We start from the raw sequence: 23,861 nt of genomic DNA on the forward strand, positions 1-23,861 counted from the left end.
CGCTGTTCATAATCGGCATGGTAACTCGTTCTACTTTCATAACCATGATAGCATTGTTCAGAGGAAGGGGAAACCCCAATTACTGGTTCACTGCTATTGTAGGACCGGCAGCTCAATCGTAAACGTCGAACCGCTGCCTACTCGGCTCTCGACAGAGATCGTTCCTTTGTGTAGTTCTACAAGATGTTTCACGATGGATAAGCCCAGCCCCGTTCCGCCTGAACTGCGGGATCTAGCCTTATCTACGCGATAGAAACGCTCGAAAATGCGAGGCAGATCTTTCTTCGGAATACCGATTCCAGTATCGGATATGTGAATGCGTACGGATTCGTAATTTTCTCCGCCAACCGGCTCAACGACGATGGAAACACTACCACCTTCCGGCGTGTAGTTAATTCCGTTGGAGAGCAAGTTCATGATGATTTGGCGCAAGCGATCTTCATCCGCCTCGACATAAACATCCCGATCCGCCTTATAAGATAACCGGATTTGCTTCTGCAACCCTTCCGCACGCATCAGTTCAACCGTCTTCTCTACGAAAGACGCCAGCTCAATCGGCGAGAATTGCAGCGGTACGCGGCGTGATTCAATCTTGGACAATTCCAAGATATCGCCGATAAGCCGGTTCAATCGATCGCTCTCGTCATAGATGATCTGCAAGAAGGAACGCGCTGTTTCCGGATCATCCACGGCGCCCCCAAGCAGCGTTTCCGCGAAACCTTTTACAGCCGTAATCGGCGTCTTCAGCTCATGCGACACATTCGCAACGAACTCGCTGCGCATCCGCTCCAGTCTGCGAATGGCCGTCACATCTTGAAGGACAAGCAGCACACCGCCGAACGAATCATCATCTTCGAAGATGGGCACAAGATTAAGATCAAGCAGCCGCTCCTCCGGATAATAGAAGGTGACCTCTTCGCGCAGATGCTCTTTGCGCTCGATCGCCTCTTGAATAATTTGCGACAGCTCGTACTGCTGTTTGGCCACTGTGAAATGATGACCGACCAGCTCGCGCACCGAGAACCCAAGCACTTCCTCGGCCCGCCGATTGAGCAGCACAATATGCCCGCTGGCATCGATCATAACAACGCCGCTGATCATGTTATCCAGAACGCTTGCCAATTGGCTCTCGTTCTGATGTATTCGCGTCATCTGCACTTGCAGCGAATCTGCCATCGCATTGATGGCCAGGCCAAGCTCACCGATTTCGTCGTTGCGTTTCACATGAACGCGCGCGCGATAATCCAAGCTCTTAATCCGTTTCGCGACGCGAGTAATCTGCTCAAGCGGACGCGTTAGTCCAAGTGCAACACGGTAGCTGATGAGCGCGGCAGCGATAAACAGAATGAGCAGCCCCAGTACGAGGGTTATCCATATTCGCTGTACACTCTCGTCCACCTTCTGCAAGCTGAGCGCCATACGGATAATGTCCGAATTCGGATCATTCGGATGAACCAGCATCGCGACATAAAGCAAATTCTCATTAATCGTGTCGCTGTAACGCGTTGTTCGGCCAATGCCGTCCTTCTTAGCCTCGATCACTTCTTCTCGCTTCAGATGGTTGTCCATCGTTTGCGGATCATGATCGGAGTCGCCAAGCACGACACCATCGCCGCGAATGAAGGTGATCCGAGTATCCGTGATCTCCTTTAACCGTTTTGCTTTGCTGGTGTAATAGTTGAAGACCGATGCAGGCTCCCCATTTTGCCAATCCATTTGATCAAGAATAATCTTCATTTCGCGCACCATATTATCTTGCAGCGCATCCAGATGATTTTCCTTATACGTCTTGCCCATAAATAAACCGGCAGCCAGAACGGAAAGTCCGATCATACCGATCAGAATCATCGTCAGTCGCACGCGAAAGCTGTTCATCTCATCCTACCTCCAAGCCGGGTTGCTCCATGCACCATCCATCGTACCTTGTTCTCAGCCGCCTGCGCCAGCACTGCGATTGTTAAGTTTTTGTAAAATATAATGATGCAGCGTAGCAAGCGGCTGTTGAATCAGAATCGACAGCACAACCGGGACAGCCGCCAGCGGGCTGAAATAGCCCATTGCGAGCACTACGCCAAGCGAGATGTTCCGCATGCCCGTCGCATAGGAGACCGTAACTTGGACCTCGCGGCTCCGGTAATGCGTCGTACCGAAATATCCAATTGCATAACAGAGACCAACCATGACTAGAGCCGCTGGCACGACCTTCAAGAGATCGCCGCGAAGCGCTTCTGTGGATGGGGCAATGGCTGCCGCATTCAGCATGACCACTGCTGTGAAACACAGCTTGGATAAGGGCGGTGCATACGGCTGAACTGCTTTCTGAATGCGTCCCTTGGACCATTCATGCAGCGCGACGCCAATGATCGTAGGCGCCACAATAAGGAGCAGCAGATCGCCCATCATGGCTAACGTATTCGTCTCAACATCGGTACGAAATAGCAGATGAATGCCGGTTGGTACCACGATGGGACTCAGCGCCGAATCAATGACAACCATGGCCAGCATAAGCGGCACGCTTCCTGCCGACATGCCGACCCATAGCACGGTTGAAATCCCAAGCGGGATGATGGTGAATAGGACAAGCCCCACGACGTACGGGGAATCCGGTCCAAACAGCATATACCCAAGTGCGTACGCCACCAGCGGCGACAGGACATGCGCGAGCAGGAATGTCCAAATCATTACGCCAGGCCGGTTTAATACGGCTCGCAGCTGCTGCAGACCGCATCCGATCGCCATCGTTAAGGTGACGAAGGCGAAGCAATACGGCACGGCATGCACGTATTTGTGCAGGTGCGAAGAAAAAAAGAATCCCAGGATAAGTGATCCAGGGATAATAAGAAACATCCATTGCTCATACCTTCGATTGAAGGCGAGTCCGAAGCTGCGCGTACCGCATCCCTCATTCTATTGTCTACTTTGGTAATTATTTAAATACAGGCTCTTTAAATTGGGCAAGCTTAGCAAAAGAGTCCTTGTCTACATCCGCATGCAAGCTGTTGCCATGGGAATCCATCGTTACGACGGCAGCGAAGCCTTCCGTCTTCAGATGCCACATCGCTTCCGGAATACCGAATTCCATAAAGTCGACGCCGTTTACATTCTTGAAGCATTCCGCATAGTACTGTGCCGCACCGCCGATTGCATTCAGATAAACCGCACCGTGCTCCTGCAGAGCAGCAAGCGTCTTCGGTCCCATTCCGCCTTTTCCGATAACCGCGCGGATGCCGAACTTCTTAATGATATCGCCTTGGTAAGGCTCCTCGCGAATACTTGTCGTCGGTCCTGCCGCTTTCACGTGCCAGCCGCTCTCATCCTTCAACATGACTGGTCCGCAGTGATAAATAACGGAGCCATTCAAGTCGATCGGCGCGTCATGATCCATCAGATGGTGGTGAATCGCGTCACGGCCAGTGTGCATTTCTCCGTTGATGATGACGATGTCGCCTACTTGCAAGCTGCGCACATCTTCTTCGGAAAGCGGCGTGTTCAGAACCACTTCACGGCGAGCGCTGTTCTCCGTTACCGCCTCAGCCGCTTCATCAGCAGCCTGCGATTTCATCGGTGTATCGGAGCCGTTCGGATAAATCCAGGATTTGATTTCACCGCTGTCTGCAGAGAGCAGTACGCCTTGACGGCGGTAAGCCCAGCAGTTGTACGCAACGGAGACGAAGTAGCTCGCAGGCAGACGGTTCATGACGCCGACTTTACAGCCGAGCAATGTCACTTGGCCGCCGAAGCCCATTGTACCGATGCCAAGCTTGTTGGCATTCTCCATCACATATTCTTCAAGCTGAGCAAGCTCAGGAATCGTATTCGTATCGTCGGTATGACGGAATAATTGCTGTTTCGCTAATTCATAGCCTGTAGTCCGGTCGCCGCCGATGCCAACGCCGATGAAGCCCGCGCTGCAGCCTTGACCTTGTGCTTGATAGATCGCGTGCATGATACATTTGCGAATACCGTCGAGATCGCGGCCTGCTTTGCCAAGACCCGGAATCTCCATCGGCAGGCTGTACTGAATGTTCTTGTTCTCGCAGCCGCCGCCTTTGAGAATCAGACGCACATCAATATCGTCCTTCTCCCATTGCTCGAAGTGAATAACCGGCGTTCCCGGTCCGAGGTTGTCACCTGTGTTGGAGCCGGTGAGCGAATCTACGGAGTTCGTGCGCAGTTTGCCGTCTTTCGTTGCGCGTGCAATGGCACTGCGAATCTGCTGCTTCATAACAATTTGGTTGGCGCCAACCGGCGTATGAACGACAAAGGTCGGCATGCCTGTATCCTGACAGATCGGGGAGACATTGCACTCCGCCATCTCAATGTTCGTTGCAATCGTGGAGAGCGACAGTCCTGCGCGAGTTGCGCGGTCCTCCGCCTCTTGTGCGGCTTGAATCACTTTCCGGACGTCTCCCGGTAGATTCGTAGAAGTTTCAACAATAAGGTTATACACACTCTGTTCAAAATGCTGCATAAGGCCTAAATGGCTCCTCTCTCTATTCGTTAATCGTCTTTCCTTATATAATCAATCTATATCATACCATATCCTAATCGAGCGGGCATACCGCTTTCGGAGCCTCGTATGTTCTCCTATTTCTAGAGTAGAAGGAGCTTACTTCCAAATATGGACAGTCCATTTATCGCTTATATGTACCGGCTTCGTTATATCGAGAGATGGAGCCTCATGCGCAATACCACCCGTGAAAATGTTGCGGAGCATTCCTATCATGTCGCGCTTCTCTCGCATATGCTTTGCGAGATTGGCAATCAGCTGTTCGGCCGTTCGCTGAATGCCGACCGTGCTGTTACGATGGCGCTGTTCCACGACGCCACCGAAGTGTTCACCGGCGATATTCCAACGCCGGTCAAGCATCACAATCCGAAGATGCTCGCGAACTTCCGCGAGATCGAGGCGCTTGCCGCCGAGCGGCTGCTCGGCATGGTGCCGGAGCCGCTGCAGGCGGCTTATGAGCCGCTCGTCATCGGAGCTGCACATGACGACGAGGAGAAGGATCTGCTCAAGATGGTGAAAGCAGCGGATCTTCTGGATGCGTACATGAAGTGCCTCTCCGAGCTGTCCTCCGGCAATCGCGAATTCGCTGTCGCCAAGGGGCAGACGGAACAGAAGCTCGCTGATCTGAACATGCAAGAGGTCAATTGGTTTCTGACTTATATGGCGCCAAGCTTCAACAAGACGCTGGATGAGCTGTCCGAGCATGAGGCTTAGCTATCCTCAAGCTCGTTGAAGGTGCGATTGGGGATATCTATGAATCTGCTGCTGACCCCTATTTGCTAGGAACGGCTTCACATTTAATCTATATCGGGCGGAAGAAAGGGTGTGAGCAGTGATGGAAGACAACCGGACTTGCATGCAGATTCGTACGAAGGGAAACTATCAGGGGAAACAAGGATTCGACTATCAAGAGGCCATTTCTGCTGAGAGTGTCGGCTCGACCGGGCTCTGCATGCATTTGCTGACCATCCCTCCGGGCGGCCGTGCCAAAGCGCATCTGCATGAGAATCATGAGTCTTCGATTTATGTATTATCAGGCCGAGCCGGCATGTGGTATGGTGAGAGGCTTGAACAGCATATGGAGGTCGAAGCCGGGGATTTCATGTATATTCCGGCAGGCGTGCCGCATCTCCCATATAACCGTTCGGATTCGGAGGCATGCACGGCGGTCATCGCCCGCACCGATCCGAACGAACAGGAGAGCGTAACATTGCTGCCGGAGTTGGATGATCTTCATCGTTCGATGTAGCAAATTGAAACTACTGAAGCTGTTGCGCTGCGACTTGATTCCGATTCACTTCGTTACTCAGCGGCGCAGCAGCTCACCATGAATGACATGCCAATGGAGATGCTTCGAATCCTGGTATTGGCCCAGGTTCGTAATGACCCGGCATGCACCGTGCTCTGCCGTAACTTTGGACGCCACCTGTTTCACGACCTCTAGCAATTCTAGAAGCAAGTCATTGTCGCTCGGCTCCAAAGTGAGCAAGGAGGAAATGTGTTTCTTCGGAATCGCAACGATGTGCACCGGATAAAACGGACGCGTGTGATAATAGGCAAGCACATTTTCCGTCTCTATTACTTTCTGAACCGGCGTTCGACCGCTTAAAACTTCCTCGCAATAGAAATCCTCAGACATGGGTTTCCCCTCCTTTTGATAGGGTGATGGGTATACATACCCTCTGCGCTAACGCACCCACGAGGTCATAATTTCTAACGAATCGTAGATGCCTTATTTCCATGAAAGTAGCGGTTCATAATTTCTAACGAATCGTAGAGGCCTTATTCAGGGGAATTGGCTTGAGAAACCGCGTTCTGACACCCAATAGTGCCTGTAGAATTCGTTAGAATTTCATAGCCCCTGTTTTCGCTCAAATAAGACCTCTGTAGTTCGTTAAAAAAATCCAATCCATCTCTGGCATCGGGCAAAAGCTTCCTCACACTTTAAACCTCTCCATCACCGGCTCCCCCGACAAATAAGGCCGGCACAGATTCGCGCAAAATCCGGGCATGCGCTCGCGAATCCATGGATGGACATCTCGATTCTCCATCTGGAACGCGTAGTAGCCGAGGACTGCGATCAGCATCCAGCCTTCCAGCAGCACCTTCGCTTGATCCGGCACGTCGCCTGTGTCTCCATAATAGCCAGCAAGAAAATGCAGTCGTTGCTCCGCGGGGACGACCAAAGCGCCCATCCCCACATCAAACAGGTAGTAGCCGCTCCCGCATAATCCGTAATCTATGAAACAAATCTCTCCCGATAACGTCAAAATCATGTTACTCATGTTCAAGTCGCCATGGATGATTCCGTACGTTTCTTCAGACTTGGCTAAGCTCTCAAGTCGAGCATTCACGAGACGAATCGTTTGCTCCACACAATGAAACTCATCCTCGCCAAAAAGTCCCTGTTCAACGCCGCGCCGAATTTGAGTGATCATCAGACGATTGCGCTCGATACCTTGCGAAGGTCTGCTATCATAATCAAACTGCGATTGATAACTTCGAAAGAACCGATGCAACGTCGCAATATGAGCCCCGAGTTCCTTCGCCATGCCTGGATCGGCTTCACAGGTTTGCTTACTGAAAACCGCCCCCTCTACCCACGTCAGCAGCGAACAAGCGATCCTTTTCCCATCATGTTCAATATGAGTCAGTAGATTCCCGGAGCTATGATAGACAGGTTTCTGAGCAACAAGCTTCGTACACTTGCCCAACTCTTCAATGAGCTGAAGCTCGGCCAACAACCCCTTATCCGTTTGCTGCAGCCCCTCGAAATTAACGGTAAGCGGTTGATGAACTCGAAATAAGTAGAGCTGCCCCGTCGCCGAATCGACCACTTTGTACGTCCGATTCTCATTATGCCTAAGGAAATGAAGCTGCGGCTCTTGAATGCCATAGCCTCGAAGCAGCTCGATCATTGCATCTTCTCTCATGCCGCCAGTCCTCCTTGCTTCCCTTCTCAATCAACCAGACGCACTCTGCACCCACACATCCTTGAAGTCGATCCAGCCGAGCGACGACATGGTGATCCCCTTAATCCCCGGATGATAGGAGGTGTTCGTCTTCTTGTGCAGCAGGAACACGACATGTCCCTCCTCGCGAAGCCGATCCTCGATTTCTCCCATAATAAGCCGGCGTTCCTCGGATGACTTCGAGGCTAAGGCCGAATCGATTTTGTCTCTCGCCCATGCCCGGAAATCCGGATGCAAATGCTCCTTGAGGAAGCTCCCATGCTGCTCATAGGACTCAATCTCGCACACCTCATCCTGCGCAAATAAGATGCCGTACAGGATGGTGTCCGCCTCGTTGATCAGATCTCTTTTCTTAAAATCATTGGTGTCATGCTGCTCAATATGTACGACAACTCCGTGCTCCCCGCAGCGATCCGCGATCCATTTGGCATCCCGCATATTGAAGCTTGTTGTATAGAGCGTAATCGGCGTCCCATCATAGCCTGACTCGCGCAGCAGCGCTCGCGCCATCGCAGAATCGTGACGGATGCTCCTCAGCGGCGTATTATCGTCGGGACGGAAACCGCGAGCCGCATACATCCGGTCTTCGCCCAGCTCTCGAATCATCGTATGGCGGTCAATCAGCAGATCAATCGCCTTGCGAAATAACGCGGATTGCTGAGGCCCTTCTTTCCCCAAATTCCAAGTCAGCATCGTGCAGCCTTTGCACAACGTCTCCACCGTAACCCAATCCTCTTCCGGCTTCTGATCCTGCAGATCATGATCCCAGATGAGCTTCTCCCAGCATTTGCGCGAAGAATCACCATGCTCCGGGGGCATGAACGCGATGACGACACCGTCCAAATGCGCTCTGCCATTGTAGTAATTCTTGTTCACGGTAAGCACGAACCGATCTTCGTTCCACTCCCCGGCCATGAAAGGCCCCGTACCGGATGGTTTGCGCCAGAACTGTTCCTCATCGCTCTCGAGCAATTCACGAGGCAGAATGGAGGCTGCCGGCGAGCTCATGAATCGGTGGAAAATACGGTTCGGCTTCTCCAATTCGATTCGAATGGTTCGCAAGCCGACGCTCTCGATCTTAAGCACCGATCGAAGCAGCCAGCTATGCGCCTTCCCGGAGCGCAGCCGCTCTAACGAGAAGATAACATCGTCGGCCGTCATTTCATGACCATGATGAAAGTAAACGCCTTTGCGCAGATGAAACTGCCACACGGTCGCTTCCTTATTGGACTCCCATGCATGTGCGATTGCAGGGACGACCCGTCCGGCAACCACATCGTAATAAAGGAGCTGATTAAACAGCTGCTTGATCATATGCGCGTCAAACGCATACAGCACATCACCCGGATCCAGCGTTACAATCGGAGTTTGCACGGGAAGCCGCAGCGTATCCACGCTTCGCTTGCCATCCAGCACTTCCGTCCGGTAGCCAAAATGAAGCTCCAGCCATTCCGAGAACCGATCCTTCACCGGCGAGCCTTTCCCGTGGGAATGAATCAGCTCGAAGGCTGGCTTATATTCGCCTCGCTGCGCCATTCTCTGCGCGAGCTCAAGCAGCATCATATCGCGCTCCAGCAGAAAGACCAGCTGCGAGCGATTCCCTCTTCCCCGCCCCGGCAGCCAGCGAATCCAGCTTTCCTCTTCCATCTTACGCAGTACGAGCTTGACGTTACGGGTTGTGCAATACAGCACTTGCGCAAGCTCATCAAGTGAAACTTCAACAGGTGATCCAGTCGCCGCGATCCCATCAGCGAATCGACTATACAGATCCAAATAGCGTTCAGCGGCAGCCATTTGCATAGCATCATCCCTCCTGTACCCGGTTGAAAAGGGGAAGTATTTTATGAAGATTCTACTCTTTTTATCCCCTTTTAGCGAGCGCATAATTGAACTATAAACGAGAGGAGGAAACCAACATGTTACAACACACAAACACGTACACGATAGAGAAGCTCGGGCAATACCAACAGGCGGAATTGGAACAAAACCTTCGCAGGGGATTACTGATTAATACCGTGGAGGAAGCAGATGAACAGGCAGAATCGGAGCAAGCGCATAAGGAACGCGGTTGGTTACACAGATGGTGGAGTAATAGGCGGTTCGACACTTCAGTGAAGTGACGACCGCCCTTTTTTTATTTAAACTCGATGTCTGCCGAGGGGCTGATTTGGGCAAAAGAGGAAAAACGCGCGTTATGTTCTGCAATGATTTCCTCCGCGGTGAGACCGCCGGATCCCCATGTACTATGAGCATCTCCGGCCACGATGATCTCATAGCCAAGCTCAGAAGCTCTTGTCGTCGTCGCATTCACGCACATGTCTGTCTGAAGACCCGCGATGACGAGCTTGCCAACGCCTCGCTCCGACAACACTTGCTGAAGCTCCGTTTCATAGAAAGAATCGGGTTTATACTTCTGGATTCGCGGCTCATCGCCTATCGGAGCAATCGCAGCGTGAATTTCCCAGTTCGGGGAACCTGTTTCCAGCTCTTCGCCTACCCCTTCATTATGCTGGACATAGATGACCGAAACGCCGGCCGCTCGCGCTCTCGCCAGCAAACCGTTGATCCGCTCCAGCAATGCCTCGCCATTATAAACAGGATATGACTCCGCGAACATCGCCGATTGAACGTCAATGACTAGTAATGCCGTATTCGAATTCGCACTCATCTTCCTAATCTCCTCTCACACGATTAATCGTTACTCTTCAAACAACCGTTCGCCCTTATGCAGACGCCATGCAATTTGTGCCGTATGCGGCAGCTCGCGCGCTGTCGGCGCATGTGCAGCCAAGTACCTTGTACAAGCAAGCAGCATCGTCTCTTGTGCCCTCACCGCAAATTCATCGGTCCTTAAGCACCAGCGCTCATATTCGGCAAAAGCAGCCTCCACCATCTGGAACGTATGGAACTCCGCATCCTCACGGAGCAGCGCATGACCGAGTGTATTCAGCAGCGCATTCATCTCGCCGCCGCTCCTCAAGTAATCGAATACCCACTTTGCTGCCTGATCTACTTGCTGGCGCTGATCGAGCAGTTGAAGCAGCTCCGCCGTATTCGTCGCCGCATTCACATCGCCGGGAGCCGCTTTCGGCCGTTTCGCCGACGGCACATTCAAGAATCGATCCAAGTACACGCTCATCGCACCATGGAAAATAGCACGAACAAGCAGTGGTTCCCCGGAGCGTAACAAGCGCTCATGCAGAGCATGCGCATAGGTGAACGTATGGAGCACCGCAATCCAATCACGGTGATCGTTCTGCGTGTGGAAGCGGACTACGCGCTCGGCAGAGGCAAGGGTGACCAGCTGCGTCAGCTGTGCCGGTGCTGCGCCTGCCAATAACAGGTCCTTCAGCAGCGCTATCGTTTCAAGCGGTTCTTCGCTGAGCAGCTGTTGCAGAACGGCCTCTTCATCGAGGGCTTCAACTCCTCCGGCCCGCGCCTCCGCTAGCTCTTTCACAGCCTCTTGAATCGGCTCAACCAGATTGATCGGTGCCTGCCAGTGATGCTGTTCTTCGCTCCGAGAAGGATTCCCCATCATATGAAGCAGCGAGGTGAGCACCTGCTTGGATTGATCAGCACCTACAAGCTCAAGCGCTTCAAACGCCTTATTGTGAAAATCAAACACATGCCCGCCGTCCAGATAGAAATGATCCGTTGCGGCAATCAGCATCATATCAGCCAATTGCTCCGGACTCATCCCTTTCTCAATTGCTGTAATGACAAGCTTCTCGGCGCCCTGCGTATCTCGAACCTCGATGCAATTGCGGTACCAGCCCGCAAGCCGCTCGAAGGAAACGTCTGCACTCGGCAATGCGCCGAGCAAATAATGAATGCCTCGGCCTGAGCTGCCCCTCGCTACATGTACGAGGCCTTGATAGAGTGCCAGAATGCGCCCTGTCTTGTCCAGCTTCGGGATCACGCGGACCATCGCCGTCAGAATCGTCAATCCGGAATTCCAGCCGCTTCCGCTGCGCGTCCCGAAGGCGATACCTACACCGGCAATCTCGGCATCCGGCACATTGGCTTCCACCAGACCAACGACTGCTTTGGCGATAACGATACTAATATTTTGCTCCAAACCTTCCATGAGGCGATCTTTATATTTCTGAATATGGTTCGCTATCTTAGGCTGCGGGTTCACCCACACGGTCTCTTCTTCCACCCTGACTTCATAGGAGGGCACATCATCCGCCCAAGGATCGAGCGTCCCGCCGCTGCAAACGTCGAATCGGGCATGATGCCAGTGACAAGTTAAGATACCATCGCACAAACTTCCCATATGAAGCGGAAACCCGAGATGCGGGCAACGGTTATCAACGGCGAAGATGCCTTCCTCATGCACGAAGACGGCAATCCCGCCTTTAATGACAGCCGATCCTTTCTCCTTCAATTCTTGGACTGAGCCGGCCTTGATCCACTCTGCGGTTCGATTCATATTCAGCCTCCTTCAAAATGATGGTGCTTCCTACTTCTTCTATAGCTGCGGAGTCTAGTCCTTCATTAACCAGAACATTACATACTGCATCGCAGCCGTCCCTGCAACGACAACCGGAAGCCAGATCGATTCCAAGTCTTTGGAAACAAAGAGCAGCAGCGTAATCGATACAATCCGGCCCGCATTCAGAAACACTTCCCGCATCACAACCGATTCAACCTTGAGCTGTCCTTTGAGCGGCAGTTTGCCAATGAGCCTGTAATAATAGGAGGTTAACGTGTTCACTGCGAGCGGATTGCAAATCGAGAAGGCAACCATATAGAAGACAACCGTCCATGCAGACACATCATAGAGTAGGAATGCCGCACCTACCAAAATCCCACTCGTGGAAAACAGCACATGCTTGCGCACCTGCTCCTTCTTCGCTTTACGCGATATGACATACCCGGTTGCGACGGTTAATGCGGAGAAGCATACACCCAGGTAGCCGACGAAGTCTTCCCTTCCGACGGTTTGATAGAGCAGAATGTTCGGCAGAAACAGCATGATGCCTTGAAATAATCCCAGAACAAAGAACGCCAGCAGACCTTTGACCCATTGCACGTTCTTTCGCATGACAATGCCCATTAATTTCAAATGATAGACGCGGTGATGGGACGCTATCGTTGGAATTCGGAAGCTGATAATGGAAGCTACCAGAAACATGATGAATGCAAGCAGGAAGGTGATGATATAACCGCTCAAGCCTTCGTTAAATTGGATGATAAAGCCGGCAAGCGCAGGTCCAAGCAGACCTGCCAAGTTAAAGACGACCATATTAATGGCCAGAAATCGGACACGATTGTTTTCCGTCGATACGTCGTACATAAGAACGAGATATCCGGTCCAATACAAGCCCGAAGCTAATCCGTGAAAAATTGCAAAAAGCACATACCACGCCGCTACCTGCTCCTGTGCGATAACAACCAGCAGATAGAAAACTGCAATCATGAGGATACCGAGCCGATAGGTGACCATCCGATCCTTGCGTTTCGTGATCCATCCCCCTAGCGCGAACGCAACCGGTGTGAATAAGAATACGATCATATTATAGAAACCATTTACGGCCAAATCATGTGTGAGCCGCCACAAATACAAGTTCAGAAACAACCCCGACATCGAGGCGCCGAATTGAAAGCAGCCGTGGATGATCAGCGCAACCAGCGCTTCCCTTCCAAGCTCTCGTTCCTTTGGAACCGGACTGCCTTTTATCGCATTCCATCTTATTCCTAAACTTGCCTTCATCTGCACGGGGCCACCCTTCGACTTAGCTGCTACCAATTGCTGTCATTGTAACATAGCCGCCAAATCAGGTAAGCGCTTTAACCAACCGCTCTGGGCCAAATAACCTCTTCTGCTAGAATCTTGCTTGAATTCCGCCGTATAATCGGTCTTTTTGCCCAGATAAAGGGGATTCTGGCTGTCATACTCTGCTTGACTGACGCTGCTGCCAATAATTGTTTGCGCGGATGTCCGAATCGCCCTATATAAATGTCCGAAATAAACCCTTTCAGTCGGCTAGTAATCGTTTACAATGAGGGTGACGATGACGATAGAGGAGGCAATTTATTATGTGGCAAGCATCCTGGATTTGGGGCAGCGGCGAGGAAAGTCCTCGCAATGAATGGCGCTGCTTCCGCAAAACCTTTCAATTTGAGCCAACCGGCACCAGCGAAACGAAGCTGAAGCTAACAGCGGATTCCCGCTACGTTCTTTATGTCAATGGCACGCAGGTTGGCCGCGGACCGGTCCGATCTTGGCCGTTTGAGCTGGCTTACGATGAATATGAAATCGGCCATTTGCTGTACAGTGGCGCTATGAATACAATCGCGGTATTGGTGCTGCATTCCGGTATCGCTACTTTTCAATATTTGAGAGGCAGAGGCGGCTTGCTGCTGCAAGTCGAGGATACGGATGGCACTGCCTTACTTTGCACAGACGAATCTTGGTCAACTGCTATTCATACCGCATATGATGCGACCTCGTCTCGAATCTCCTGCCAGCTGCCGTTCACAGATCGGTATGATGCACGCAACTGGGATGATGCTTGGGTGAAGGCGCAATATGACGATGCAGCTTGGGAGCAGGCAACGGTCATTGGCAGCGTCGGCATGGCCCCATGGACAAGCCTTGTGCAAAGGTCGATTCCTTATCTAACCGAAGAGCCGATCTACCCGGCGCGGGTGGAAGAGATGTCATTCGTAAAGCCGGTTGCTTGGAGTGCCGTATTCGATGTTCGCACGATGCTCGTTCCGGATAGCGTGAATCACGCGAATCCGATTTCTTTTATCGGGCTTATGGCTACTGTCCTCACGCTTCCGGAAGCAACTGCTTTTACAATTGGCACCGTGGACGGAGGCAGAGTCCCGTTCCGCGTTCGCGTCGGCGGCAAATGGTATAGCGATGACGACTTCGCCGGTGAGCGGCCAAACATGTTCCTCGAGCTATCCTTGCAGGCAGGCGAGCATTTCATCCTGTTCGATCTGAGTGGCGGCTCGCACGGACATGGCTATCACCTCGGCCTTCATTGCGACGGCCCGTTTGAGCTGCGCTCCCCAATTGCTGCGCATGCGCATAGGAGTAGCGTGCCTTTTGCTCAGATCGGAGCTTTCGATTCGGCCGAGCATATCGACCATCAGCCCGGCGTGTCGATGATGCAGGAGCAGCCGCTTTATGAAGCTGTGAAGCAAATTGATTCTGCAGAGCAGCTGAGTGAATTTGCCGAGTGGATCCATCCGATCCCGCCGCAGCTGGTTCATTTCACTGACGTCTACTCCCAAACCGCATGGCGAGTCGTGGACCTGCCGCAGCCGGTTCCGGTCCAATTGCAGCAAGCCGTTCTTGCTGGGTCAGATGCAGGCATTGTTCCATTGCATGCGGAGCTGGATACCGAAATCTTGATCGATTTTGGACGTGAGTTGACCGGATATGCGGCTTTTACGATCGATGCCGCCGAAGGCACCATCGTGGACGGCTACGGCTTTGAATATATGCGCGATGGCTGGCGCCAATACACATATGAGCTCGACAATACATTCCGTTATACTTGCCGTGAAGGAAGGCAATCCTATGTCTCCGTCGTTCGCCGCGGCTTGCGTTATCTTGCGATTACGGTACGCGGTGCAACAAGGCCGGTGAAGCTGGTTGAAGTCAAAATGATCCAAAGTAACTTCCCTGTCGCCAATGTCGGTACATTCCAATCCAGCAATGCGAAGCTGAACGAAATTTGGCGGATTAGCCGTGATACAACGCGGCTATGCATGGAGGATACGTTCGTGGATTGCCCGGCTTTCGAGCAAACCTATTGGGTTGGCGATGCTCGCAATGCCTCACTGATTAACTATTATGCATTCGGTTCTGCTGAAATCGTGGAGCGTTGTTTACGTCTTGTGCCAGGCTCAGCCTTCCAATCGCCGCTCTATGGCGATCAGGTGCCAAGCGGCTGGAGCAGTGTCATTCCGAACTGGACGCTATTCTGGGTTTCGGCTTGCCTGGAGCATTACCAGTACACGGGCAACGAAACCTTCGCGCGTGAAATGTGGCCTCATGTTCGCTTTACGCTGCAGCATTACTTACAGAAGATCGACGATCGCGGTCTGCTGAACATTAGCGGCTGGAATCTGCTCGATTGGGCAGCCTTTGAACAGCCGGGCGAAGGCATCGTAGCACCGCAAAACATGTTTCTCGTCAAAGCGCTCCGCGATGCTGCTCAGCTGGCTGATACCGCCGGTGACGAGTTTATAGGAGCAGGATTCCGTGAACGTGCCGTGCAAATCCGCGATGCCATCAATGATGTCCTGTGGGATGAAGGCCGCCAAGCTTATCTGGATTGCATTCATGCAGACGGTTCGCCGTCGTCTACAACCAGTATGCAAACGCAGGTAGTCGCTTGCTTGTGCGACATTACTACTGAGGAACGCTTGCAAGTGTTGAAGCGTTACATCGTAGAGCCGCCGGCAGCATTCGTCCAAATTGGCAGCCCGTTCATGTCCTTCTTCTACCATGAAGCGCTGGCCAAGCTCGGACTGCAAGATACGATGGCAGCCGATATCCTGGAGCAATATGGAGTCATGGTAGACCAAGGCGCCACTTCCGTATGGGAAGTGTATCCGACCGGCAATATTACGATAAACTCCAAAATGCTCACGCGCAGCCATTGTCATGCTTGGTCCGCGGGTCCGGTCTATTTCCTCGGTGCCGAGGTGCTTGGCGTTCGCGGGCTGACGCCGGGTTGGACGAAGGTTGAGGTTGCACCGAAGCCGGTTGGTCTTACTTGGGCACGCGGCTCAGTCCCGGTTCCGGGCAGCGGCAGCATCAGCGTATCCTGGAAAGTCGATGAGCAGACGAAAGTGATGCAGCTTCGTGTGGTTGCACCTTCCCATATCGAGCTTCAGCTAGTAAAGCCTGAAGGATATGAGCTTGAAGTGGAACAAGTCCTACTTGGGTAGAACAGAAAGAGCCTGGTGAGTATTCGCCAGGCTCTTCTTGCTCTCCGAGCCTTGAATATCCGCGGCTGCCACTCTATCTTTCGTCCCTGAACCTATAAAGCTGTTTCAGAATCGACCTCGCGCTATTTCCCGCTCCGTCCTTCCACGTGTTCAGCATCCGAAAATCCGTATTGTCCGTAATTTCATCCAAGCTGCCGATTAATCGGTTACGAACCAACCATTGCAGATTCTCGTCTTGAATGCGGTTCGCTAAATGTACTCCAATTTCGCTGCCGTTCATCACTAGGAATGGACGCGTAAAGAAGCTTGTCACCTCATCCGACACCGGTTCAGTTATGCCAAGTTCGTTATGCATATGGGCCAGATGTTTATAAATGCTGTTCAGCCCTTGCTCCCGCTCTTTCCACACTGTCGCCGTTTGAACCTTCCATAGAAGCGGCGTCAGCGTTTCCGCGCAGCGCAGCTTTCCAAAAGCTGTACCGAACCATTTGGGGTACGGTGCATACTGACGCTCCATGAGGAAACACAAGTTCATAACATCGCGAATTAGCCGGGTTGCAATAACGGCCGAACCGAGCTCATCTCCGGCATAGCCGGCTCGAAGCATCAAATGCTCCTCTTGACCGATACGCTGCCACACGGAAGCCAGCAGATAGTACCACACCTCGTCAGGGTAGAACTGCAATTGCCCGCGCAGCTCAGCCAACCGTCCATGATCATCATGGAACACGTCGCCCTTCGTCAACTCAAGCAGCGTTTGCGAAGAGAACGTCAGCCAATCAATCGAGTCCATCGGTTTGCTAAAGTCGTAAGCAAGACAATGCCACGTGTACTGCTGCAATGTCGTAATTACAGTCTTGTCCGCTTCAACCGGGAAACCATAGAACGTTTCCGGCAATTTATCGCTCATGTAGGCACGGAGACGATCCGCTAATTCCTCATCTGAATTGTGAAGAAAAATGAGCGTTCGCGGACCCCAATCATGGTCCTGCGACATTTCCGTATCGAAACCTAGCACTTCGCTGCCTGGCCCGATGAGGGCTGCCGAGTAGGCAATCGATGGGAATGCAGCTAGCTGCGGTTGGACGATTTCCTCATAGAAACGTCGACATAATTCAATTCCTTGCATCCGTAAACCACCATTTCATTACTTTTTCTGAATAAGCCCGATTCCCAGACCGACAGGGTCAACCAAATAGGCAAGATAGAAATCGTCGAATTCCATTTTATCACGAACAATGACCGCTCCGTTGTCTCTAGCATTCGTAATGGCCTCGTCAATTGCAGCTACTTCAATTTGAATCCGTGTCCCGTGCGGATGATCCGCCGGACCTCTGCCAATACCGCCGTCAATTCCCGGCTTCTCGGAACCGCCGGTTGTCACGTTCCAATAATCCCATTGCGGTTCCGCAATCTGCCATCCAAACACCTTCTCATAAAATGCTGCTGCTTTCTCCGGCTCTTGGCTGCTTAGCTCGAATCCAATTACTCTACCCATCAAAGATCCCTCGCTTCTATTGGGAATTAGTTCCACCTATCTATAATAGCAAACACATGTTCGCTTGTGAAGAGTGGAAATCGAATAAAAAAAGACCCTCTTCATTTAAGGGCCTAATCTTCAATCATGAACCTTATTCAGCATGTCTGATAGGATTAGCGAGGTCTCAGCAGAATGATCGCTCCATCATTGGCAGCAAGCTTTACGATCATATGATCTCCAGCATCCTCTGAATCGCCGCGCCAGCATTCTTCGAGCTGCCACCCTTCCGCAAGTTGTACGCAAATTGACTTTACCTCAGGTGTGTGGTTAATGAGGACCGCGATGCGCTTGCCATCCGTAACGGGATGCTCCGTTAATCCGACTAGCGGGTCTTCCTTGCATAGAGCCCGGCCCTCCACTGCTTCCCGGGATATCGTACGGTAAACTATCCAATAGGGATTCTCGTCCGGCTTGCCGCATGTTGCTTTCCCTTGCGTCATGGCCAGCTCAATAGGAAGAGACATAAAGTAAACCGTTCCTTTGCCATATGCAGCTCGCGTCAGTACCGGATTGCCGTCCTCTTCCGTCGCCAAAACTTCCGCCCGAACGCTGCTGAATGTCCAACGAAACGAGGAAGGAACCGAGATCCGATCATCATTCGAACCCAGGATCACTTGTGCCACCTCCGCACGCCGCTGCCGGTTCACTACAGAAAGTCCGGTCAACTCCGAAAACTGAAGCATGTAGCCGTCATCGACTGACACATACAGGCTCGCCCCCTCCTGAACGCGCTGCAGCAGCTGCTCCCATCTGCGCTTTGGCATTCCCCGAACGCCTGTTACGGAAGGAAGCAAATATAGCTCTGCGTCAGGCAAAGGCTGATCCTCGAACCGGAAGGTCAAATCAAACCCGGCTTGCTTTGACAGCATGAAGCTTCCACAAGCTACCGCCCAATGGTCTTGATCCGAATTCAAGATACATACCGCTTCGATTCGCCTTGGAGGCAGCTCTTTCATCGGATAGGCCGCGATTTCCTGCTTTAACTTCGCCATTTCCGTCAGGACTGGTTTTACTCGGCCATCCTCAGTCAACAGACCGAGTTCGCCCTCGCAGGCTACTTCATCGTAAGGTGCATGCTTCAACTTCGTCTGGTCATTAGCGCACCACCATTGCAAGCCATGCAAACCGTGAGCCCATTGGGCTAACATGCTCGTACGGGCGAACGCGACTGCAACTTCATCCGAGCAAACCATTGGCCCCATCGTGCCCATCTCTTCAGCAAAACAAGGCTTACCCCCAATTCCCTCATAAAATAAGCTTTCAGCCGTGGCATGCAGAGTCGCTCGCATCGTATCCATCGGTTCATAATCCATATAAGGCGTCCAGTAAGGATACGGGTGAGTTGTCAAAATATCGGTCAGCTCCCCTTGATCCTGCATCGTCCAGTTCCCATTTGGAAATAGACAATGCATGCCGGAGATTAGCGGACGGCTGGTATCCGAGCGTTTAATCGCACCTGACAATGAAGCTGTCCACACATAAGCCTGCTCCCGGCTTTCGACTTTTCCCATACTATTGCACTCATTGCCAAGGTCCCAAGCAATAATGGCATCATCCGACTTCATTCGCGAGACAAAATAGGATACGAATTTGACCTGCCAACGAATGGAATCCGCATCGGTTATAATCGACTTGCCCAGAAGCGCGGGCGGAACGAATAGCCTCCCGCTCATCCATCCCGTAATTAATCCAACGATCAGCTTGATGCCGTATTTACCCGAGAGCGCTGTGAATGCCTCAAAACGCTGCATCATCACTTCGGATACGCCGGCTTGGCCTGCATCTGTATCGGGGAAATGTTCTTCGCCGAAACGGTAAGACGAATGATTGCCAAACTCACGATACGTGCGCTCAATAGGTTGAAAGTCGGGCCAAAGCGGAAATACGCGCAGCACTTCTATGCCTTCGCTTGCAAGCTTCTTCAAATCCGCTTCGACGACATCCGGTCTCCAGTCCGACCACATGGCAGTTCCCGCATGTGAAGCCCAATAATTGCATCCAATAAAGAAAGGACTTTCTAATTGATTCAATAGGCGATTCGCGCTCATTATGTAGCTCCATTTCGGGTTTTCTACTACCATAACGCTTTCAAAGGCTTAATTTAATGGACGAAACAACGATAAATGGACCATTCGTGCCCACACAAACAAAAACCACTTCGATGAGAAGTGGTTTTTGGAGAACGATCTGACAAACTGCCTTTCTCCGCTCGTTGTGAGCGCTTACAGTGAAATCAATGATAATGAGCATCAACCTCTACGAACTAGGGAAGAAGGTAACATGACTGATATCTTTGTTATCCGGGGAGATTAATTCACCGCATCCACAAGCCCAGTACAGATAGCCGCCATTGCCTGCTTTAACGAAGACGTATCCTTTAAAGGAGCCTGTCCATTTGCGACTATTGAAATCCACTGTAATGCCATTGCTTGTGCCGGAAGATTCAAATTTGATAGCACCGGCGTTCGAAATCGGCAAATCTTTGTCGTTGCCTGAGAAATAACAAAGTTGCGATTTGGTGCAGTTCTGCACACTACTGCTGTTTTGCGCGATCAATCCTGGTAAACCCGAGTTTGCTTGTCCCTTTGGTGCCGCAGCTGCTGTCCCACCGTATGCTGCAAGACTCAACACGGTAAGAAGAATCAAGTAGATGCTCTTTTTCATGTTTTGTACCCTCCTCGAGTTGTTTACGATACAGATCGTATCATCGTTTAAGAGAGTTGTAAAGTCCATTCTATTAAAATCAAACTTGACTCTCACATCAAAAACAACCTGTTCCTTTAACAGCAACACAAACATACGCTCAACTGTGAAACGAGCAAATAAAAAAAGAGCCCTCCCTTACAGAAAGGCTCTTCTACATCGTGGCAACCGCTGGCAACCCGGCGCTCCTCATCCTTGCTCGCGAGCAAGGCATCTGCCTGACGATTCGACGAAGATATGCGATTCACTTCGAGCTTAGTCGTCGCCATTAACGATCGAATCAATATCGCATCGTGCTTGCTGCTCGCTACTTGTATCGTTTGCACGAATTGCAAATATCGCTCTTTCATCTCACAAATCGATCATCCATCTGCTTCATATCCTTGAGCATGGTAGCCAATCGTGGGAGCTCTTCCCGGTGCGATTGCGCGTAGGATTCTCTCTAACGAACCGTAGGGGCCTTATTTCAGCAAAATGAACGGATTTAAAATTCTAACGAACCCTACAGTCGCTATTCCATGTAAAGCAGCCTCTTGTCGCCCCATTTCCACGCAATAACGCCCTCACGATTCGTTAGATCCAATTTGCCGTTGGTTTCGCGTAAATAAAGCCTACACGGTTCGTTAGAACATATTAGCTGCTACTACGTTATCCTACCTCGGCGATCCCCTTTGAATGATAATGTTGTTTACGCAGATCTATTCCGTTTGTTCCAAACAAAGCCTCCTGTCTTTATTGGATATTTAAAGACTTCATGAGCTTATAGTAAATAAGCCGATCCCGCATTTCCTCTTCTCTCACAAACTGCAAGGCCTCCAGCAGCTTTTGGCATCTTACATTCGCCTCTTCAACAGTGGCCTCAATGTAAGCAAGCTTCATCACATCGAATCCCAATTGGAGCATCGGTCGGAGCACTTCCTTCATGTACCCTTGCCCCCAGTAAGCTCGAGCTAAATCAAAACCAATCTCCGCTCGGGATCCATCTCCTTCATCGTTCGCCCAGCAATGGTATCCACAGGTGCCGATCATCGATCCGGTCTCTTTGCTAAACAATCCGTATCTACAACCGCTGTCCTCGATATGGAACCGGATAATCTCCTCAGCTTCCCGGATAGACTGACACGGATCGATATCCATAAAAGCAGTTACTTCAGGGTCTGAGAAATGCTTGAACACTTCTGCGGCATCATCCAGTGTCAACTCTCTCAGAACCAATCTATCTGTCGCAATCGGTGAAAAATCCATCCATATATACACCTCGATCACTCTCGTTTGCCTATCATTTGTATCTCTGAATGACATGCTCATCCCAGATTTGAACTTCAATATATCGTTCAGGTCCATGTGTACCATCTGCATTCCACTGCTGCGGGAATCCATATTGGTCAATGATAGTCGCTATATCATGCATCGTATAGACTTGCCTTCTATACGTCTTGTCATCGTTATACCTCATAGTCGGAAACAAGTCCCCATATGTGAAGCTGATGGAATCCGCCTGAAACTCATCTAAGGGGATCTCCAGCGAACAGCCTTCTTCAAACCAATCCTTTATCCAGCTGCATGCTCCGAGTGTCATATAGTGCGGGTAAGGCTGCTGGGGCTTACCGCCTTTGGAGATGAACATCGCCCTAGCCGCGCTTTCCAGCTCTCTGCGAATGGCCAAGTAATCCGCTGAACGCCGGCTTGCAAAACCTCTGCCTTCACGTACAAGCTGCCCCTGTACCTCTTCCGCTTGTTCGATCGGCAGACTGGATAAGTTGCGAAAAGGCCCCAAGCTCTTATCGTAATAATGAAATAAACTCATTGCCACGGTGACACCACAATCTCGCCAAGCGGCGAAGACGGCGGATCGAGCTCGGTCTGAACGTGGACGGTTCCCGCCGCGTACCAGCCGTCCGGCTGTCTTCCTTCAGATGCAAGGCGGATTGCCGGTTCACCGGTAAGTCTGTCGACAAGTGCAACTTCCAGTCGATAATGACCGAGGGGCATATCCGGCGGAATGTCGAGCGACCGCTCATAGGTGATGTCACCCGGAAGCCATGCCCGAATATCGGCGTCTGTCAGATACACCTTGCAGCAACGTTCGTTTACCAGTCGCACCGCCAAAGGAAACCTGCGATAAATCGGCGCAACGCCAAGATTTTCCCACCAGGAGGTAAAATCCAGCTTGCCGCCGGGCTTCACGACATCCGGATAAGTCCACTTACGCAGCGCGAAGCGGTAACCCATTGATCGCAGCCAGCGATTCACTGGACTCTCCCATTCTCGTGGGACCGGCGATGATTTGGGATTAAAGGAGGACATATGCCATTTCAGCGATTGATCAATCACGTAGTCGATATCTACTCCGCGGTGGAACCAAGAATACATCACCCCGCACGATTCAAAGGAGACATGGCCTTTCGTCCAAGCATTCTGCATGCCGCATTGGATGATCTGCTGCGGGTAACAGTCCAGCATATGAGCCGCGCCTTCAGTCATATCGCCAAGACAATCCATCCGATAGCCCACATTCGCCTTCGTCAGACCATATGCATTGGTAAAGGGATCTGTTAGCAGCATGACTAAAGGCGTATCTATGAACGTATCGGTATAGGAGTCTACTAGAGCCGCTCTCGTATGTGCGGACAACAGGTGAGAGGATTCGCCTTCCCCCCACGCACTGAGGATAGACATATCCACCGTCTCCAAATCCGGATGTCCGTTATACCGCTCCCCCATAAGCCGAATAAAGCCGCCAAAATGCTTCACGTACAGCGGATTCTCCGGGTCCACCTGCCATTTGGCATCCGGCAGCGGCCTGTTGCTGTTGCCTACTAGGGCACGAAACCAAGCCGGTACATCCTCCGCTTCTCCTACTCCATATGGCGCAATGCGCAGCTGTAGGGTTTGTTTGCGCTCGCGTGCTACAGTCAGCGCAGTGTCGATCAGATCCCAGCGATATTCACCCTCTTCGGGCTCAAGATACTTCCAGTACACGCGATAATAGGCGAGCGATGTCCTGGGATACTCGCTATTGTCCAAGCTTCCGCTATTGTTCTGATATTCGATCGGATGTCCTTCTGTCCAATGCCTTGTTCCCGGATTCAGCTGATCCCCGTTAAACCGTTGAAACGTCGAAAATCCGATGCCCGGATTGACGAGCACGTCACGAATCACCTTCGGATACAATGCGATCCGACTTCCCATGGCCATGCGAACACCTACCTTT

At 51.6% G+C, this 23,861-nt stretch carries 20 protein-coding genes; 4 read left to right on the top strand and 16 right to left on the bottom strand.

What is annotated here, in order from left to right; genetic code table 11:
- Nucleotides 1-93 precede the first annotated feature (93 nt).
- The 3 genes from pnpS to AC50Y3_RS20400 all read right to left on the bottom strand — a co-directional run bounded on the left by pnpS (nucleotide 94) and on the right by AC50Y3_RS20400 (nucleotide 4,471).
- Nucleotides 94-1,875: a two-component system histidine kinase PnpS gene (gene pnpS / locus AC50Y3_RS20390; protein WP_494820558.1), complete on the bottom strand. Its 1,782-nt coding sequence runs from the start codon at nucleotides 1,873-1,875 to the stop codon at nucleotides 94-96.
- 54 nt (nucleotides 1,876-1,929) lie between these two features.
- Nucleotides 1,930-2,847 (bottom strand): bile acid:sodium symporter family protein, encoded by a 918-nt coding sequence (locus AC50Y3_RS20395; RefSeq protein WP_494820559.1) that lies wholly within the window; start codon nucleotides 2,845-2,847, stop codon nucleotides 1,930-1,932.
- 79 nt (nucleotides 2,848-2,926) lie between these two features.
- Nucleotides 2,927-4,471, bottom strand: coding sequence for a fumarate hydratase (locus tag AC50Y3_RS20400; protein WP_494820560.1), 1,545 nt, complete (start codon nucleotides 4,469-4,471; stop codon nucleotides 2,927-2,929).
- A gap of 150 nt (nucleotides 4,472-4,621) precedes the next feature.
- Between AC50Y3_RS20400 and yfbR the strand changes: the two genes are divergently transcribed.
- Nucleotides 4,622-5,224 carry a 5'-deoxynucleotidase gene (yfbR, locus tag AC50Y3_RS20405; protein WP_494820561.1) on the top strand — a complete coding sequence of 201 codons (603 nt, stop codon included), beginning with the start codon at nucleotides 4,622-4,624 and terminating at the stop codon, nucleotides 5,222-5,224.
- Between the two features lie 121 nt (nucleotides 5,225-5,345).
- Nucleotides 5,346-5,759 carry a cupin domain-containing protein gene (locus AC50Y3_RS20410; RefSeq protein ID WP_494820562.1) on the top strand — a complete coding sequence of 138 codons (414 nt, stop codon included), beginning with the start codon at nucleotides 5,346-5,348 and terminating at the stop codon, nucleotides 5,757-5,759.
- 57 nt (nucleotides 5,760-5,816) lie between these two features.
- Here AC50Y3_RS20410 and AC50Y3_RS20415 read toward each other — a convergent pair whose 3' ends face one another.
- From AC50Y3_RS20415 to AC50Y3_RS20425, 3 genes are all read right to left on the bottom strand, one after another.
- Nucleotides 5,817-6,149, bottom strand: coding sequence for an HIT domain-containing protein (locus AC50Y3_RS20415; RefSeq protein WP_494820563.1), 333 nt, complete (start codon nucleotides 6,147-6,149; stop codon nucleotides 5,817-5,819).
- A gap of 298 nt (nucleotides 6,150-6,447) precedes the next feature.
- The gene (locus AC50Y3_RS20420; protein WP_494820564.1) at nucleotides 6,448-7,443 is read right to left on the bottom strand and encodes a phosphotransferase enzyme family protein; all 996 of its coding nucleotides are present in this window, start codon (nucleotides 7,441-7,443) and stop codon (nucleotides 6,448-6,450) included.
- A gap of 30 nt (nucleotides 7,444-7,473) precedes the next feature.
- Nucleotides 7,474-9,282, bottom strand: a complete 1,809-nt coding sequence (locus tag AC50Y3_RS20425; protein ID WP_494820565.1) for an ABC transporter substrate-binding protein — start codon at nucleotides 9,280-9,282, stop codon at nucleotides 7,474-7,476.
- Between the two features lie 116 nt (nucleotides 9,283-9,398).
- Here AC50Y3_RS20425 and AC50Y3_RS20430 point away from each other — a divergent pair, with 116 nt between their 5' ends.
- Nucleotides 9,399-9,602: a hypothetical protein gene (locus AC50Y3_RS20430; protein ID WP_494820566.1), complete on the top strand. Its 204-nt coding sequence runs from the start codon at nucleotides 9,399-9,401 to the stop codon at nucleotides 9,600-9,602.
- A 14-nt stretch (nucleotides 9,603-9,616) separates the two neighbouring features.
- Here AC50Y3_RS20430 and AC50Y3_RS20435 read toward each other — a convergent pair whose 3' ends face one another.
- From AC50Y3_RS20435 to AC50Y3_RS20445, 3 genes are read right to left on the bottom strand one after another with little or no spacing between them, the layout of a single operon-like run.
- A complete protein-coding gene (locus AC50Y3_RS20435) occupies nucleotides 9,617-10,150 on the bottom strand; it encodes a cysteine hydrolase family protein (RefSeq protein ID WP_494820567.1) in 534 nt (177 codons plus the stop codon).
- Between the two features lie 30 nt (nucleotides 10,151-10,180).
- Nucleotides 10,181-11,917 (bottom strand): Rieske (2Fe-2S) protein, encoded by a 1,737-nt coding sequence (locus AC50Y3_RS20440; RefSeq protein ID WP_494820568.1) that lies wholly within the window; start codon nucleotides 11,915-11,917, stop codon nucleotides 10,181-10,183.
- A 54-nt stretch (nucleotides 11,918-11,971) separates the two neighbouring features.
- Nucleotides 11,972-13,201 (bottom strand): MFS transporter, encoded by a 1,230-nt coding sequence (locus AC50Y3_RS20445; protein WP_494820569.1) that lies wholly within the window; start codon nucleotides 13,199-13,201, stop codon nucleotides 11,972-11,974.
- 326 nt (nucleotides 13,202-13,527) lie between these two features.
- Here AC50Y3_RS20445 and AC50Y3_RS20450 point away from each other — a divergent pair, with 326 nt between their 5' ends.
- Nucleotides 13,528-16,404, top strand: a complete 2,877-nt coding sequence (locus AC50Y3_RS20450) for a family 78 glycoside hydrolase catalytic domain (RefSeq protein WP_494820570.1) — start codon at nucleotides 13,528-13,530, stop codon at nucleotides 16,402-16,404.
- A 73-nt stretch (nucleotides 16,405-16,477) separates the two neighbouring features.
- Here the strand turns inward: AC50Y3_RS20450 and AC50Y3_RS20455 are convergent, their stop codons facing one another.
- The 7 genes from AC50Y3_RS20455 to AC50Y3_RS20485 form a co-directional block, all read right to left on the bottom strand.
- The gene (locus AC50Y3_RS20455; protein ID WP_494820571.1) at nucleotides 16,478-17,533 is read right to left on the bottom strand and encodes a DUF4037 domain-containing protein; all 1,056 of its coding nucleotides are present in this window, start codon (nucleotides 17,531-17,533) and stop codon (nucleotides 16,478-16,480) included.
- A gap of 18 nt (nucleotides 17,534-17,551) precedes the next feature.
- Entirely contained in the window at nucleotides 17,552-17,902 is a 351-nt protein-coding gene (locus AC50Y3_RS20460) for a VOC family protein (protein ID WP_494820572.1), read from the bottom strand.
- A gap of 155 nt (nucleotides 17,903-18,057) precedes the next feature.
- Nucleotides 18,058-19,992 carry a glycoside hydrolase 5 family protein gene (locus AC50Y3_RS20465; protein WP_494820573.1) on the bottom strand — a complete coding sequence of 645 codons (1,935 nt, stop codon included), beginning with the start codon at nucleotides 19,990-19,992 and terminating at the stop codon, nucleotides 18,058-18,060.
- Between the two features lie 208 nt (nucleotides 19,993-20,200).
- Nucleotides 20,201-20,608, bottom strand: coding sequence for a hypothetical protein (locus AC50Y3_RS20470; protein WP_494820574.1), 408 nt, complete (start codon nucleotides 20,606-20,608; stop codon nucleotides 20,201-20,203).
- A gap of 771 nt (nucleotides 20,609-21,379) precedes the next feature.
- Nucleotides 21,380-21,892, bottom strand: coding sequence for a GNAT family N-acetyltransferase (locus AC50Y3_RS20475; RefSeq protein WP_494820575.1), 513 nt, complete (start codon nucleotides 21,890-21,892; stop codon nucleotides 21,380-21,382).
- A gap of 34 nt (nucleotides 21,893-21,926) precedes the next feature.
- Entirely contained in the window at nucleotides 21,927-22,454 is a 528-nt protein-coding gene (locus AC50Y3_RS20480) for a hypothetical protein (RefSeq protein WP_494820576.1), read from the bottom strand.
- Nucleotides 22,451-23,839, bottom strand: coding sequence for a DUF4832 domain-containing protein (locus tag AC50Y3_RS20485; protein WP_494820577.1), 1,389 nt, complete (start codon nucleotides 23,837-23,839; stop codon nucleotides 22,451-22,453). Before AC50Y3_RS20485 ends, AC50Y3_RS20480 begins: the two co-directional genes overlap by 4 nt.
- Nucleotides 23,840-23,861 lie beyond the last annotated feature (22 nt).

Source organism: Paenibacillus sp. J22R98 (assembly GCF_059383835.1).

Bases quoted from the DNA above. Each gene is read 5' to 3' on its own strand.
- pnpS (WP_494820558.1), bottom strand. From the start codon at position 1,875: ATGAACAGCTTTCGCGTGCGACTGACGATGATTCTGATCGGTATGATC.
- AC50Y3_RS20395 (WP_494820559.1), bottom strand. From the start codon at position 2,847: ATGTTTCTTATTATCCCTGGATCACTTATCCTGGGATTCTTTTTTTCT.
- AC50Y3_RS20400 (WP_494820560.1), bottom strand. From the start codon at position 4,471: ATGCAGCATTTTGAACAGAGTGTGTATAACCTTATTGTTGAAACTTCT.
- yfbR (WP_494820561.1), top strand. From the start codon at position 4,622: ATGGACAGTCCATTTATCGCTTATATGTACCGGCTTCGTTATATCGAG.
- AC50Y3_RS20410 (WP_494820562.1), top strand. From the start codon at position 5,346: ATGGAAGACAACCGGACTTGCATGCAGATTCGTACGAAGGGAAACTAT.
- AC50Y3_RS20415 (WP_494820563.1), bottom strand. From the start codon at position 6,149: ATGTCTGAGGATTTCTATTGCGAGGAAGTTTTAAGCGGTCGAACGCCG.
- AC50Y3_RS20420 (WP_494820564.1), bottom strand. From the start codon at position 7,443: ATGAGAGAAGATGCAATGATCGAGCTGCTTCGAGGCTATGGCATTCAA.
- AC50Y3_RS20425 (WP_494820565.1), bottom strand. From the start codon at position 9,282: ATGCAAATGGCTGCCGCTGAACGCTATTTGGATCTGTATAGTCGATTC.
- AC50Y3_RS20430 (WP_494820566.1), top strand. From the start codon at position 9,399: ATGTTACAACACACAAACACGTACACGATAGAGAAGCTCGGGCAATAC.
- AC50Y3_RS20435 (WP_494820567.1), bottom strand. From the start codon at position 10,150: ATGAGTGCGAATTCGAATACGGCATTACTAGTCATTGACGTTCAATCG.
- AC50Y3_RS20440 (WP_494820568.1), bottom strand. From the start codon at position 11,917: ATGAATCGAACCGCAGAGTGGATCAAGGCCGGCTCAGTCCAAGAATTG.
- AC50Y3_RS20445 (WP_494820569.1), bottom strand. From the start codon at position 13,201: ATGAAGGCAAGTTTAGGAATAAGATGGAATGCGATAAAAGGCAGTCCG.
- AC50Y3_RS20450 (WP_494820570.1), top strand. From the start codon at position 13,528: ATGTGGCAAGCATCCTGGATTTGGGGCAGCGGCGAGGAAAGTCCTCGC.
- AC50Y3_RS20455 (WP_494820571.1), bottom strand. From the start codon at position 17,533: ATGCAAGGAATTGAATTATGTCGACGTTTCTATGAGGAAATCGTCCAA.
- AC50Y3_RS20460 (WP_494820572.1), bottom strand. From the start codon at position 17,902: ATGGGTAGAGTAATTGGATTCGAGCTAAGCAGCCAAGAGCCGGAGAAA.
- AC50Y3_RS20465 (WP_494820573.1), bottom strand. From the start codon at position 19,992: ATGAGCGCGAATCGCCTATTGAATCAATTAGAAAGTCCTTTCTTTATT.
- AC50Y3_RS20470 (WP_494820574.1), bottom strand. From the start codon at position 20,608: ATGAAAAAGAGCATCTACTTGATTCTTCTTACCGTGTTGAGTCTTGCA.
- AC50Y3_RS20475 (WP_494820575.1), bottom strand. From the start codon at position 21,892: ATGGATTTTTCACCGATTGCGACAGATAGATTGGTTCTGAGAGAGTTG.
- AC50Y3_RS20480 (WP_494820576.1), bottom strand. From the start codon at position 22,454: ATGAGTTTATTTCATTATTACGATAAGAGCTTGGGGCCTTTTCGCAAC.
- AC50Y3_RS20485 (WP_494820577.1), bottom strand. From the start codon at position 23,839: ATGGGAAGTCGGATCGCATTGTATCCGAAGGTGATTCGTGACGTGCTC.